The organism is Paraburkholderia sp. RCC_158 (assembly GCF_041355255.1).
Classification (GTDB): Bacteria; Pseudomonadota; Gammaproteobacteria; order Burkholderiales; family Burkholderiaceae; genus Paraburkholderia; species Paraburkholderia graminis.
Map to the genome: position 1 here is coordinate 165,030 of NZ_JBFUPM010000005.1, position 13,727 is coordinate 178,756.

The 13,727-nt window shown below is 64.7% G+C and carries 15 protein-coding genes; 10 read left to right on the forward strand and 5 right to left on the reverse strand.

The annotated features are described in order from the left end of the window. Positions 1-39 precede the first annotated feature (39 nt). From AB6809_RS12295 to AB6809_RS12305, 3 genes are all read left to right on the forward strand, one after another. Positions 40-1,776: a nodulation protein NfeD gene (locus AB6809_RS12295; protein WP_371026743.1), complete on the forward strand. Its 1,737-nt coding sequence runs from the start codon at positions 40-42 to the stop codon at positions 1,774-1,776. Beyond that, complete coding sequence (locus tag AB6809_RS12300; protein ID WP_006046720.1) at positions 1,773-2,546, forward strand: slipin family protein; 774 nt, start codon at positions 1,773-1,775, stop codon at positions 2,544-2,546. Before AB6809_RS12295 ends, AB6809_RS12300 begins: the two co-directional genes overlap by 4 nt. 101 nt (positions 2,547-2,647) lie before the next feature. Further along, positions 2,648-3,949, forward strand: coding sequence for an NCS2 family permease (locus tag AB6809_RS12305; protein ID WP_006046719.1), 1,302 nt, complete (start codon positions 2,648-2,650; stop codon positions 3,947-3,949). A 30-nt stretch (positions 3,950-3,979) separates the two neighbouring features. Here the strand turns inward: AB6809_RS12305 and AB6809_RS12310 are convergent, their stop codons facing one another. Next, complete coding sequence (locus AB6809_RS12310) at positions 3,980-4,270, reverse strand: DUF1488 domain-containing protein (RefSeq protein ID WP_006046718.1); 291 nt, start codon at positions 4,268-4,270, stop codon at positions 3,980-3,982. A gap of 275 nt (positions 4,271-4,545) precedes the next feature. Between AB6809_RS12310 and AB6809_RS12315 the strand changes: the two genes are divergently transcribed. From AB6809_RS12315 to AB6809_RS12325, 3 genes are all read left to right on the forward strand, one after another. After that, a complete protein-coding gene (locus tag AB6809_RS12315; RefSeq protein WP_307259009.1) occupies positions 4,546-4,710 on the forward strand; it encodes a hypothetical protein in 165 nt (54 codons plus the stop codon). Beyond that, entirely contained in the window at positions 4,707-6,695 is a 1,989-nt protein-coding gene (locus AB6809_RS12320) for a sigma-54-dependent Fis family transcriptional regulator (protein ID WP_371026744.1), read from the forward strand. The genes AB6809_RS12315 and AB6809_RS12320 overlap by 4 nt, the downstream gene beginning before the upstream one ends. A 79-nt stretch (positions 6,696-6,774) precedes the next feature. Next, positions 6,775-7,101, forward strand: coding sequence for a 2Fe-2S iron-sulfur cluster-binding protein (locus AB6809_RS12325; protein WP_107707442.1), 327 nt, complete (start codon positions 6,775-6,777; stop codon positions 7,099-7,101). A gap of 18 nt (positions 7,102-7,119) precedes the next feature. On the opposite strand, the gene AB6809_RS12330 is transcribed toward AB6809_RS12325, so the two are convergent. Both AB6809_RS12330 and AB6809_RS12335 read right to left on the reverse strand, forming a co-directional pair. Beyond that, positions 7,120-7,323 (reverse strand): DUF1653 domain-containing protein, encoded by a 204-nt coding sequence (locus AB6809_RS12330; RefSeq protein ID WP_107707443.1) that lies wholly within the window; start codon positions 7,321-7,323, stop codon positions 7,120-7,122. 32 nt (positions 7,324-7,355) lie between these two features. Then, entirely contained in the window at positions 7,356-8,000 is a 645-nt protein-coding gene (locus tag AB6809_RS12335; protein ID WP_006046714.1) for a transcriptional regulator, read from the reverse strand. Positions 8,001-8,508: 508 nt separating this feature from the next. Between AB6809_RS12335 and AB6809_RS12340 the strand changes: the two genes are divergently transcribed. The 4 genes from AB6809_RS12340 to AB6809_RS12355 all read left to right on the forward strand — a co-directional run bounded on the left by AB6809_RS12340 (position 8,509) and on the right by AB6809_RS12355 (position 11,507). Then, positions 8,509-8,790, forward strand: a complete 282-nt coding sequence (locus AB6809_RS12340; protein ID WP_029965846.1) for a hypothetical protein — start codon at positions 8,509-8,511, stop codon at positions 8,788-8,790. 125 nt (positions 8,791-8,915) lie between these two features. Then, positions 8,916-9,188 (forward strand): translation initiation factor IF-1, encoded by a 273-nt coding sequence (gene infA, locus AB6809_RS12345; RefSeq protein WP_006046712.1) that lies wholly within the window; start codon positions 8,916-8,918, stop codon positions 9,186-9,188. A gap of 468 nt (positions 9,189-9,656) precedes the next feature. Then, on the forward strand, positions 9,657-10,232 hold the full coding sequence (locus tag AB6809_RS12350; protein WP_006046711.1) for an ANTAR domain-containing response regulator: 576 nt from the start codon (positions 9,657-9,659) through the stop codon (positions 10,230-10,232). Between the two features lie 3 nt (positions 10,233-10,235). Continuing rightward, positions 10,236-11,507 carry a CmpA/NrtA family ABC transporter substrate-binding protein gene (locus AB6809_RS12355; protein WP_029965848.1) on the forward strand — a complete coding sequence of 424 codons (1,272 nt, stop codon included), beginning with the start codon at positions 10,236-10,238 and terminating at the stop codon, positions 11,505-11,507. Between the two features lie 47 nt (positions 11,508-11,554). On the opposite strand, the gene AB6809_RS12360 is transcribed toward AB6809_RS12355, so the two are convergent. Both AB6809_RS12360 and AB6809_RS12365 read right to left on the reverse strand, forming a co-directional pair. Beyond that, the gene (locus tag AB6809_RS12360) at positions 11,555-12,979 is read right to left on the reverse strand and encodes a sensor histidine kinase (RefSeq protein ID WP_029965850.1); all 1,425 of its coding nucleotides are present in this window, start codon (positions 12,977-12,979) and stop codon (positions 11,555-11,557) included. Then, positions 12,976-13,671, reverse strand: coding sequence for a response regulator (locus AB6809_RS12365; protein ID WP_006046708.1), 696 nt, complete (start codon positions 13,669-13,671; stop codon positions 12,976-12,978). The genes AB6809_RS12360 and AB6809_RS12365 overlap by 4 nt, the downstream gene beginning before the upstream one ends. Positions 13,672-13,727: the final 56 nt, after the last annotated feature.

Genomic DNA, 13,727 nt, shown 5'->3' on the forward strand with positions numbered 1-13,727 from the left:
GTCTTCGTATCCGTCGACGGCACGCGGCGCCCGTTAGCCATGAGCACGTCTTCACGTCGCCCGTTCCGGCAGTCTGGCGCGCGCCGGCCGTTTATCCGCGGCGGTGTCGCGCGCCGGTTCCTGCGCGGCATGACCGCGTTCGGGATGCTTTTGACGTTCGCGGCTGGGGGTCTGTTTGGGCCTGGGTTCGTACCTGGCTTCGCGTCGGGCGAAGATGCGGCTGTGGCCCAGGCTGCGCCCGTCAGTGGACAGAACGCCGCTGCGCAAGCGCTCAACAGCGTGGTCGTGATTCCCGTCAGCGGCGCGATCGGACCTGCGAGCGCCGACTTCATCGTGCGCAGTCTGCAGCGCGCCGCCGACAGTCACGCGCAACTCGCGGTGCTGCAACTGGACACGCCGGGCGGGCTCGATACGTCGATGCGGCAGATCATCAAGGCGATCCTCGGCTCGCCGGTGCCGGTCGCGACGTTCATCGCCCCGAGCGGCGCGCGGGCCGCGAGCGCGGGGACCTACATCGTCTACGCGAGCCATATTGCGGCGATGGCGCCGGGCACCAACCTCGGCGCGGCCACGCCGATCCAGATGGGCATCGGCGGCACGGAGCCTCCGGGAGGCGGCACGCCGCGCCTGCCGGGCACGGGCGATCGCACGCCGCAAGCGCCCGCGCCCGGCGGTTCGGCTAGTGGCGCTGGTGCCGCCAGCAGCGCAAGCGGCGCGAGCGCCACGACAAGCCCGGCATCAACCAGCTCCCCCACCACACTCCCGCTCGACACCCAATCGACGGAACTGCGCAAGCAGGTTCACGACGCCGCCGCCTATATCCGCGGCCTCGCGCAAATGCGCGGGCGCAACGCCGACTGGGCCGAGCGCGCGGTGCGCGAGGCGGTGAGCCTCACCGCCGCCGACGCGCTCGCGCAGCACGTCGTCGACCTCAACGCGCGCGACGTGCCCGATCTGCTGCGCCAGCTCGACGGCCGCACCGTCGCAACGAGCGCGGGCAACGTCAAGCTCGCGACGGCGCATGCGCCCGTCGTCACGCTCGAAGCCGACTGGCGCAGCCACTTCCTCGCGGTCATCACCGATCCGAACGTCGCGCTGATGCTGCTGATGCTCGGCATGTACGGCCTCTTTTTCGAATTCGCGAACCCCGGTTTCGTGCTGCCCGGCGTGGTCGGCGCGATCAGTCTGCTTATCGGGCTGTTCGCCATGCAGATGCTGCCGGTCAACTACGTCGGCCTCGGCCTGATCTTTCTCGGCATCGCGTTTCTGATCGGCGAGGCGTTTCTGCCGACCTTCGGTTCGCTCGGCTTCGGCGGCATTGTCGCGTTCGTGATCGGCGCGTTGATGCTGATCGACACGGACGTGCCCGGCTACGGCATCCCGCTGCCGATGATCGCCGCCGTCACCGTATTCAGCGTGCTGTTCGTGCTGGGCGTATCGCAGCTCGCGCTGCGGGCGCGGCGCAGGCCGGTCGTGACCGGTTCCGAAGGGCTGATCGGCAGCGTCGGCGTGGTGCTCGAAGGCGGTCTCGTCGCCGCCTCGGCCTCGGCCGCGGACCCAGACGCGGCAAACAGCAGCCTGGCCGGCTGGGCGCGGATCAACGGCGAGCGCTGGCAGGTGTCGAGCGCGGTTCCGCTCGCGGCCGGCGACGCGGTTCGCGTGACCGCGCGCCAGGGGCTGACGCTCACGGTCGAGCCCGTCGCCGCCGCGCAGGCGCTCCAACAACAGCAAGCACAGCAACAACAACACCCCTCTCTCGGAGGAAAAACCTCATGATCGGTTTCACATTCGGCTTCAGCAGCATTCTGATTCTGCTCATCGCCGCGCTGATTGCATCGTCGATAAAGATTTTTCGCGAGTACGAACGCGGCGTCGTGTTCATGCTCGGGCGCTTCTGGAAGGTCAAGGGGCCTGGGCTCGTGCTGATTATTCCGGTCGTGCAGCAGGTGGTGCGCATCGACCTGCGCACGGTCGTCTTCGACGTGCCGCCGCAGGACGTAATCACGCGCGACAACGTCTCGGTCAAGGTCAACGCGGTGGTGTACTTTCGCGTGGTCGATCCCGAGAAGGCCGTAATCCAGGTGGCGCGCTATTTCGAAGCGACGAGTCAGCTATCGCAGACCACGCTGCGCGCGGTGCTCGGCAAGCATGAACTCGATGAACTGCTCGCCGACCGCGAACAGCTCAACGCCGACATCCAGAAAGTGCTCGACGCGCAGACCGATGCGTGGGGCATCAAGGTCGCCATCGTCGAGATCAAGCATGTGGACATCAACGAAACGATGATCCGCGCGATTGCCCGTCAGGCCGAAGCCGAGCGCGAACGTCGCGCGAAGGTGATTCATGCCGAAGGCGAATTGCAGGCGTCGCAGCAATTGCTGCAGGCCGCGCAGACGCTCGCGCGCGAGCCGCAAGCCATGCAGTTGCGCTACCTGCAAACGCTGACGACGATTGCCGCGGACAAGAACTCGACCATCGTGTTTCCGCTGCCGGTCGATATGCTGAACGCCGTGGTGGACCGTCTGACGAAGCCACGCGAGCCGTAAGCCGCGCGCACCGTTGCCTGGCGACATCGTAAATTCGCTTGCGGCTGCGCCCCACGCGCTGGCAAGGTATCATCTCGCCCCTACGACGAGAGACCCGCCATATGGATTCCATAAAACGCTATTTCGGCCTCGACGCCGCCGGCACCAATCTGCGCACGGAAGTGCTGGCCGGCCTGACCACTTTTCTGACGATGGCCTACATCATCTTCGTGAACCCGGCGATTCTGGGCGACGCGGGGATGCCGAAAGACGCCGTGTTCGTCGCGACCTGCCTCGTCGCCGCGCTGGCCTCGCTGATCATGGGTCTGTATGCGAACTACCCGATCGCGCTTGCGCCGGGCATGGGCCTGAACGCGTACTTCGCGTACACGGTCGTCAAGGGCATGGGCTTTACGTGGCAAGCCGCGCTCGGCGCGGTGTTCATCTCCGGGTGCCTGTTTCTCGTCGTTACGCTGTTTCGCGTGCGCGAGGTCATTGTCACCGGCATTCCGCACTCGATACGCATTGCCATCACCGGCGGCATCGGCCTCTTTCTCGCGATCATTTCGCTGAAGACGGCGGGCGTCGTGGTCGGCAATCCGGCCACGCTCGTCACGCTCGGCGATCTGCATAACCCGCATGTGGTGCTCGCGATCATCGGCTTTTTCGCGATCGTCACGCTCGACTATCTGCGCGTGCGCGGCGCGATCCTGATCGGCATTGTCGGCGTGACCGTATTGAGCTTTTTCTTCGGCGGCAATCAGTTCCACGGCATCGTGTCCGCGCCGCCGTCGATTTCGCCGACGCTGTTCCAGCTCGACATTCGCGGCGCGCTGTCCACCGGCGTGCTGAACGTGATCCTGGTGTTCTTCCTCGTTGAACTGTTCGATGCAACGGGCACGCTGATGGGCGTGGCCAATCGCGCGGGTCTGCTGGTGGAAGGCAAGATGCATCGGCTGAACCGCGCGCTGCTCGCGGACAGCACCGCCATTCTGGCGGGCTCGATGCTCGGGACGTCGTCGACGACCGCGTATATCGAAAGCGCGTCGGGCGTGCAGGCAGGCGGGCGCACCGGCGTGACGGCGGTCACGGTGGCCGTGCTGTTCCTTGCCGCGCTGTTCTTCGCGCCGCTCGCGGGCGTGGTGCCGGGCTACGCGACGGCGCCGGCGCTGCTCTACGTGTCGTGCCTGATGCTGCGCGAAATGCTCGACCTGCCGTGGGACGACGCAACCGAAGTCGTGCCGGCCGCGCTCACGGCTCTGCTGATGCCGTTCACTTACTCGATCGCGAATGGCGTCGCGTTCGGCTTCATCTCGTATGCGGGACTGAAGTTGCTGACCGGCCGCGCGCGCCAGGTGAAGCTCGTCGTGTGGATCATCGCGGCGATCTTCCTGTTCCGCTATTTCTACCTCGGCAGCGAGTAAGTTCTTGCGAACCGCGGCGTGCCGATGCGCTCAGGCACGCCAGTTCGCTTCATAAAAGCGCACATAGCCGCTGCGCAGCACAACGCATTGCGCGCTCGTCTCAGAGAGCAGACGACGCGTGGCGGCTTCGATGCGCTCGCGGTGCGTATCGAACGCGCCGACCATGTCTTCCAGACGCGGCGACGCGGCGCCGAAATGATCTTCGAGCGCTTCCGCGGTGATCATGCACTCCACCCTCTGCCCATCGACCAGCGCCGGAAACGCCAGGGTGAGTTCGCGACCTGAATACTCAGGATTTTCATTCGGGAAAAGGATCTGCATGGGAGTCACCTGGAAGTTAGGCGCCGCGCATGATTCGCATGGGTGATGCGCACGCCGGTTACATCTGATCGCGCCCCGGGCTGCCTCCTCCTTGTCCAATGCCGGCGACGCGGGCTCGTCATCCGTCGCATGCGGAAACGCGCCATTCGCGCGTCGCGAGGATGATTTGATTCACTTTAGACGAGTTCCTGCGCGGCGCAAGTTTTCCTTTCCGCCGCTTGATCGAGGTGCGAAGTTGCCCGCGAATTGCGCACGCGATTGCGCACGAAGCGTGCATGGCACTTGCGTTCCTACCGACCCGCGCCGGGTGTTTTCGCTGCGACGCGCGCGGCTTCGGCTCCTGTAATATCGGTATTCGCCCGCAAGCGCGCATGCTGCGCTGCGGCATCGAACGGCAGGCAACGCACCCGCCGCATCCGAATACCGGAGACATGCCTTGAGCCATCGCCCCGCCACGCCGTCCCGCATCGGTCGGCCCGATGTCATCGCGCAAGCTCATGCGCGCTCGCTCGAACTCGGGCTGCGCGCGTCGGAAATGCCGGATTTTCAGCCGCTGCGCCGGCCTGCGCTGCGCGAACTGGTTGAGTGCAATCAGTCGCTGTATACGCATGCGCTGCCCGTCATGGAAACGCTGCATGCGCAGATCGTCGACACGCAAAGCATGGTGCTGCTCACCGACAGCCAGGGCGTGATCCTGCATAGTCTCGGCGACAGCGATTTCGTCGCGAAGGCGAATCGCGTCGCGCTGTGTCCGGGCGTGTCATGGGCCGAGGCCGACCGCGGCACGAATGCAATCGGCACGGCGCTCGTCGACGGACAGCCGACTGTCGTCCACGCCGACGAACACTTCCTGCACGCAAACCGCATTCTCACCTGCTCGTGCGCGCCGATCGCCGATCCGTTCGGGCGCACCATCGGCGCACTCGACGTGAGCGGCGACACGCGCGGCTTTCATAAGCACACACTGGCGCTCGTCAGAATGTCGGCGCAGATGATCGAAAATCATCTGTTCTCCAATCAATTCGCCGATGCGTTGCGCGTGCACTTTCACGCGCGCGCCGAATTCATCGGCACGCTGTTCGAAGGGCTCGCCGCGTTCGCCGCCGACGGCACATTCCTGTCGGCCAACCGCAGCGCGCTGTTTCAGTTCGGACAGGCGCTCGCCGCGTTGCAGGTGCAGCCGTTCGAGGCGCTGTTCGGCATCGCGTTCGCCGACGTATTGCAGCGGATCGCGCGCGCGCCGGGCGACAATATCGTGCTGACGTTGCCGAGCGGCGTGCGCGTCGTCGCGCGCGGCGAGTATTCGGCGCAGCGTTATGTCGCGCCGGCAGCGGATGTTGTCGGCACGGCGCGTGGCTTGACAACGCATGGCGCGCGTCACGCGGCGCGGATTGTGGAATCGCCGTGCAATGTCACGCCCGCCACGCTTGAAACACTCGACACCGGCGACGCGCAAATGTCCGCGATTCTGCGGCGCGTCGGCAAGGTGCGCGGTCGCGACATTCCGATCCTGATCCTCGGCAAGACAGGCACCGGCAAGGAATGGCTCGCGCGCGCGATCCATCACGATTCGCCGCGGCGCACGGCGCCGTTCGTCGCGTTGAACTGCGCGTCGCTGCCCGACAGTTTGATCGAGGCCGAGCTGTTCGGCTATGAAGACGGCGCGTTCACCGGCGCAAAAAAACGCGGCAGTGTCGGCAAGATCGTGCAGGCCGACGGCGGCACGCTGTTCCTCGATGAAATCGGCGATATGCCGCTCGCGCAGCAAGTGCGGCTCATGCGCGTGCTGCAGGAGCGCAGCGTGGTGCCGCTCGGCGGCACGCGCGCCATTCCAGTCGATCTGCGGATCGTGTGCGCGACGCACCGCAATCTGCGCGCGATGATCGAGGAAGGCACCTTCCGCGAGGACCTGTACTACCGCATCAACGGACTCGTTGTGACGTTGCCGGCGCTGCGCGAGCGCACGGATCTGGAAGCGCTCATCGCGCGTGTGCTGGAACTTCAGTGCGAAGGCGACGGCGTGCCGCGCCGCGTTTCGCCGCAAGTGCTCGAGCGCTTCATGCAATGCCGCTGGCCCGGCAATCTGCGGCAACTGGCGAACGTGCTGCGCACCGCGAGCATCATGGCCGAAGGCGCGGATCAAATCGAACTCGACGATCTGCCGGAAGACTTTCTGCATGATTGCGCCGATTCGGCGGCGAACGACGACTCGCGCTCACCTCGGCGAAACTGCGACGACGCGATGGACAACAACCTGGCTAGCGCTCAGACGCCCGCGCCGTCGCGCATGGAAGACTGGCAGGCCACGTTGATCGCGCAGACGCTTGCGCGGTTGGACGGCAATGTGTCGGCGGCGGCACGCGAACTGGGACTCGCGCGCAATACGGTGTACCGCTATTTGCGCCGCGCCGGCACGACTCATTGAAGCGTCGATACAGCGACGGCCGCCAGGAAAGACCGCGCGACCGTGTAAAGTGTGACGAGCACAGTCACACATTCACACGATGTCCGATTCACACCGCCCACCTGTCGTGCGCGTCGAGCCGCTTGGCCGCAGCTTCGAAGCGCCCGATTCGCTCACCATTCTGGAAGCCGCCGGCTTCGCCGATCTGCGCTTGCCGCGTTCATGCCGCAACGGCACGTGTCGTACGTGCATCTGCAAAATGACGGCGGGACGCGTGCGCTACACGATCGAATGGCCAGGTCTTAGCCGCGAGGAAAAGCAGGAAGGCTATATGCTGCCGTGCGTCGCGATTGCCGAAACCGATGTGGTGATCGAAGCGCCGGACGCTGTGGAGCTGCAGTCGTCGTCGTTGTCGTCGCCGCGTTGAGCAGCGAGGCTTATCCCCTCAATCGATCCTGGCGAAGCGCGGCATCGTCGCGCCTTCATGCTCGATCTGCTCGAAAAACACCGACGCCGGACGTGTCCAGATCGTGCCGTTGCTCGCCTTGTAGACGATCATCGTGACAGTCGGATCGGATTCGAGCGTCGCCTCGCATATCAGTTCGTAGAGGCCGCCTTTGTAATGGCGGTAGCGCGTGATTTCAGCCATCGAATTCTCCCTGGGTTGGACAGTGCCACGACTCAACCGCCTTCCTTCATCTGCTTGAGGATTTTGTAGACGGTGGCGCGGCCCATCGTCAGCACGGCGGCCACATAGTTCGCCGAACTGCGGCCGCGAAACGCGCCTTGCGCATGCAGCGCCTCGACGATCTCGCGCTTGTGTTCGCGCGTGAGCGCGTTGATGCCGATCTGCCGCTCGCGCAGCCACGTATGGAGATACGTGTTGATGCGGTCCTGCCAGTCGTCGCGGAACAGGTCTTCAGCGGGTGCGTCCGTCAGATTCCCGCCGCGGATGAACAGGTCGAGCGTGGAACGCACGTCTTCGAACACCGCGATATTGAAGTTGATGCACAGCATGCCGGCCGGCTTGCCGTTGTCGTCGAACAGAATGTTGCTCACGCAGCGCATGCGGCGACCGTCCCAGTTGAGCTTCTCGTACGGGCCGATGGTGCGCCCGCGCGCCGCATAGTGCACTTCGTCGAGCACCGACGGACCGCCCACTTCGAGCTTCGACAGATTGTTCACGAGGTACGCGATGGTCTGGTCGCGCAGATCGTGGATCACGACTTCGGCGCACGGATAGAAGAGCGCCGCGATGCCGTCGGCGATGGGAGCGTAGCGCTCGAGCAGCAGGTCTTTCACGGGGGTCGCGGTTGTCTGGCGCATTGGATGACGATGTGACGGTGTTCGGGGGCGCGTGCTGCCTCGCGCGGCAACTCGCCATTGTAGCGACCGGCCGGCCCCTCTGTTCGTGGATGGAACTTTTTACTATCCAATCAGACGTATTTAGTGCATCATATTGGAATAGTTGTATTCCGCATTCGCAGCCTGGCTGTCTCATACCGCATCTGCGCAACACCCCCGACTGTTCGACCGCCGCCCGTCGGCGATCCCGTCACTCCGGCAATGCGCCGCCAGCATTAGCCGTCGCGAGTTGTGTAGCTGAGTTGTTCAGCTGAGTTTCAGCTTTCACCCGCCTGGTGTCCGCGCGACATCAGCGTGTTTCTTCTCCATCGAATCCGCGAATTTACGCGGCGCGCTCAAGCCCTCGCTATCGGGCCTGCGCTAACTTTTTCAATGGCGGCGCGCCTTTCCGGTGCTGCGCTGCCCGGCCTGCGGTGCCGCGCGTAACACGCGTGACATGCCGGCCACGTATTACAGGACATCTATGCTAATGAACTCGGCAGTCAAGACGTACAAAGGTTATGAGATTCACCCGCTCGTCTATCCGCGCCGCCCCACCGACGGCCAGACGAGCCGCAATCCGGACGCGGGCTACGACGCGTCGGTGCGCATTTGCCGCGTGGGCGCGAATCCGGCCGCCGAGGGCCGCGTGTTCCGCCTGCAGTATCTGTTTCCGTTCGACGGCACGGGCAAGGCGCGCATCGCGTGCATGGCTCACGCCGAGCAACTGATCGACGGCCGCGTGGACGGCCAGTCGGTCGCCGATCTTTGAGCGGTCACGGCGGCGCATAAGCCGTTGCCGCACGGCGGGCCTGCCGCCCGCCCGCAACCGTATCTGATGCAGCGCCGCCCGCAAGGCGTCGCGCAAACCCTTATCCCATCGACCAGGAGTTATGCATGGCGAAAGAAGAACTGCTTGAACTTGACGGTATCGTCGACGAAGTACTTCCGGACAGCCGTTACCGCGTGACGCTCGACAACGGCGTCGTGGTTGGCGCTTACGCGTCCGGACGCATGCGCAAGAACCACATTCGTATTCTCGCGGGCGACCGCGTGACGCTGGAACTGTCGGTCTACGACCTGACCAAAGGCCGGATCAACTTCCGTCACAAAGACGAGCGTGCAGGCGGCGGCGCCGCGCGCAGCAATTCGCAATTCCGTCGCCGTTAAGGCGAGCGGCACGCGCCGGCGGTTTTTTGCGCGTGCCTGCGTGGGCCTCTGCCTTGCGGCCCTGAAGTAACGTTGTACGCGAAGCCATTGGCGCGCCTTCTCGAGTTCGGCCCGGTTCGAACCTGAGCGGCGCGCAGCGGCGGCGCTTTTTAGGCTTTTTTAACGGCGCGTTTTTCGCCGCGTGTTTCAGCCGATTTTTTGTCGCGACGCTCGTCGCGATGTCTTCCGAGCCGTTGCCTTGCCTCGCGATTCTTGTCGCGGGTTCTGTTCGTCTCGCCTTCTTAAGAATTCTCAAGAATCGCCCGCTGTGCGCCGCTTCGGTGCATCCGCGACGCATGCCCTTTCCCGGTGCGCCACTCGTCACGAAAAAGCTCGGCCTCAGTGCGTAATCCCTTCGTACACAAGGCTTCGCGGCCACTGGCATCCAAGTTGCTTTAACGATGTTCAGCCGTCGATTGCCACTACCCCATGCTGCGTGTCCTCCTCGTCACCGATACCGATAAGCCGATAGGCGACCTACGTGACGCGCTCGCCAGGCTCGGTTACGAGATGCTGGCCAGCACCGCGACGCCGCACGCGCTGCACAGCGCGGTTCAGAGCGAGCGGCCGGACGTCATCATCATCGATACCGATTCGCCGTCGCGCGACACGCTCGAACAGCTCGCGGTGATGAACGCGACCGCGCCGCGTCCGGTGCTGATGTTCAGCCACGACTCGAACCAGCAGTTGATCCGCGATGCCGTCGGCGCGGGTGTGACCGCGTATCTCGTCGAAGGGCTGGAAACGGAACGGCTCGCGCCGATTCTCGAAGTCGCGCTCGCGCGCTTCGCACAGGAATCGCAACTGCGCGAACGCCTCGCCCAGGTCGAAAACGAACTCGCGGAGCGCAAGCTGATCGACCGCGCCAAACGCCTGCTGATGGATCAGCAGAAAATCACCGAGCACGCCGCCTACGCCACGCTGCGCAAACGCGCGATGAACCAGGGCGTGAAGCTCGCCGAGGTCGCGCGCGCGGTCGTCGCGGCGGCTGAATCGCACAAGTGAAGCATGCCCATGAACTCCGTTAGCTCACTCGTATCTTCGTCGGCTTCGTCGTCGGCTTCGTCGTCGGCATCGCCTGCTTCGTCGTCGGCATCGTCGCTCGCTTCGTCGTCTGCTTCGCCTGCTTCGTCGCTCGCTTCGTCGTCGGCTTCGTCGCCCACATCCGGCCAGCTCGAGAAAACGCATCTGCGCCTCGGCTTCGTCGCGCTGTCCGACGCCGCCCCGCTCGTCGCCGCCAAGCTGCTCGAATTTGGCCACGCGCATGGACTCACGCTCGAACTGTCGCGCCAGCCGTCATGGGCCGCCGTGCGCGACAAGCTGCTGTCCGGCGATCTCGACGCGGCGCATACGCTCTACGGCCTCGTCTATGGCGTACAACTCGGGCTCGGCGGTCCGCAAACGGACATGGCCGTGCTGATGGTGCTCAACCGCAACGGCCAGGCGGTCACCTTGTCGAACCGTCTCGCCGATGCGCTCGCCGCACACGGCACGTTGCCGAAGGCGCTCGCCGCGCTCGGCCGCAAGCCGGTGTTCGCGCAGACCTTCCCGACCGGCACGCACGCGATGTGGCTGCATTACTGGCTCGCCGCGCAAGGCGTGCATCCGCTGCGCGACGTGGAAAGCGTGGTGATTCCGCCGCCGCAGATGGTCGCCGCGCTCGCCGAAGACGGGCTCGACGGCCTGTGCGTGGGCGAGCCGTGGAATGCGATGGCCGAAGCGCAAGGCGTCGGCAGAACGGTCGCTTATACGAGCGAAGTGTGGCCCGATCATCCCGAGAAAGTGCTCGCTTGCCGGCGCGATTTCGTCGACGAAAATCCGAACACGGCGCGCGCGCTCGTGCGGACCATGCTCGAAGCGTGCCGCTGGCTCGACGGCCCCGGACATCGCCACGAGATCACGCGCTGGCTCGCGCGGCCGGAATTTATCGGCATCGACGAAGCATTGATCGCCGCACGTTTCGGCGACACGATTCCCGCGTCGGTGCCGCACGGTTTACCGGTGCGTTTCTTCGACGATGGCGCGGTGAACTATCCGCAGCCATTCGAGGGCGCGTGGTTTCTGACGCAATTCGAGCGCTGGGGAATGATCGACGCACGCGCCGATTACGCGCAAATCGCCGAGCGCATCAATCAGACGCAGTTGTATCGCGAGGCGGCCGCGCAGGTGAAAGTCGCGGTGCCGGCGCAAGAAACCACGCAACGGTTCATGGACGGCGCCACATGGAACAGCACGACGCCGGCCACGGGTTTCGCACGCAGTTTTCCGATTCACAGATAACGCATCGATAACGCACGGGCAACGCAGCGATAACGCACGAGCCCGCCTCACGCCGCCTCCTGCACGACCGCCGGAAACCACACGCTCACCACCAGCCCGCCGCCGCGCGCATCGCCCAACTCGACGCGCGCGCCATGAACCCGCGCGATCTCGCGCACAATCGACAACCCCAACCCGCTGCCCTCCACCGCCTGCGTCGCCTCGCTGCGGTAAAAGCGCTCGAATACCGCGTCGCGTTCGCTCGCGGCAATGCCCGGCCCGTTGTCGATCACCTGAAGCAAGGGCTCGCCGTGCTCGCACGCGACCCGCACGGTAATGACCGAGCCATCGCCCGAATAACGGATCGCGTTGTCGATCAGATTGCCTACCAGTTCCGCGAGCAGATCGGATTGCCCCGTCACGTCGACGCGCGTCTCCTGCTCGAAGCCGAGGTCGATGCCGCGCGAGCGCGCCACCGGCGACCAGTCGAGCGTCACGCTGCGCGCGACCTTGTGCAGCGGCACCGCGGCATGCCTGACCGTGTAGCCGCTGTCCGCATCGAGCCGCGACAGCGACAGCAACTGCTGCACGATACGCACCGCCTGCTGCACCGCGCGGTTCAGCCGCCGCAAATGGACGCCGTGACGCCTCGGGCCAGCACTGTTCGCATCGACGCCATCGAGCCCGCGCTGCGCCAGTTCGGACTCCGCCTGAATCACCGCGAGCGGCGTTTTCAACTGATGCGCGGCGTCGTTGAAAAAGCGCCGCCGCGATAGCTGCATCTTCTGCGTGCGGCCAATGTACTGGTTGATCGAATCGACGAGCGGCGCGACCTCGCTCGGCAAGCCCACGGTATCGAGCGGCGTGGGATCGTCGTCGGCGCGCGCCGCGACTTTCGCCGACAGACGATTGAGCGGCCGCAAGCCGCGCGCGACACCGAGCCACACGATGCCGAGCGCGAGCATCACCAGCAAGCCTTCCTGTTGCAGCGAGCCGGTAAGGATCTCGCGCGCCAGCGCCTGGCGCGCCTCGATCGTCTCGCCGACTCTCACCAGCACCACGCGCGTTTGCGCACTCGGCACGTCGTGCACCGGCAGCCGCAGCATCGCGATGCGCAGCGGCCGGCCGCGAAATACATCGTCATAAAACTGCACGCTGTACGGCTCGGCCGGCACCTTCTTCGTTTCTGGCAGATCGGGATAACCGGTTACCACACGGCCATGTTCCTCGCGAATCTGATAGTAGATGTTGCCGCCGCCGTTCGATTCGAACATCTCGAGCGCGAGATAAGGCAAGTCGACTTCGATGCGACCGTCGCGCAGACGCACGCCGTCGCGAATCGAGCGCAACGAAAATTCGAGCGTGCGATCGAATGCCGCATGTGCCGCGTTCATTGCGCGTTGATAGGTGAGCCAGGCATCCAGCGCGAGCAGCAATAACAGCGGCACCAGCAGCCATAGCGCGACCCGCACGCGCAGATTCGGCCGCGTCATGGCGTCCTGGCTTCGAGCAGATAGCCGAGCCCGCGCAGCGTGACGATGCCGACCGAACTGCGCTCGAGCTTCTTGCGCAAACGGTACACGTAGATTTCGATCGCATCGGCATTCACCGATTCGTCGAGCCCGAAAATTTTCTCCGACAGCGTTTCCTTGTTGATCGCGCGGCCGTTGCGCAGGATCAATACTTCGAGCACCGAACGTTCGCGCGGCGTGAGCGCGAGCGGTTCGCCGTCGAGCGTGAAGCCGCGATCGACGCTGTCGTAAACCAGCGTGCCGCATTGCGCGACCGAGGCCTCCTGACCATGACCGCGGCGCAGCAGCGCACGCGCTCGCGCTTCGAGTTCGGTAAGCGCAAAAGGCTTCGCGAGATAGTCGTCGGCGCCGAGATCGAGGCCGCGCACGCGCTCTTCCACCGAACCATGCGCGGTCAAGATGAGCACCGGCACGGCATTGCGCCGCGCGCGCAAACGACGCAGCACTTCGAGCCCGTCGAGCTTCGGCAAACCGATGTCGAGGATCACGAGCGCGTAGTCCTGTGTGCGCAATACGTGATCGGCAGATTCGCCGTCATGCATGCAGTCGACAGTGAGTTTGGCATTGGTCAGCGCGTCGGTTAACGAGCGGGAAAGAATCGGATTGTCTTCGACGAGCAGCACACGCATGAACAGAATCCCAGGGAAATCCATGAGGCGAATTCGTCCATTGTGACGCATTTCCCTCGCAAATTGAAAGCGTTCAGAAA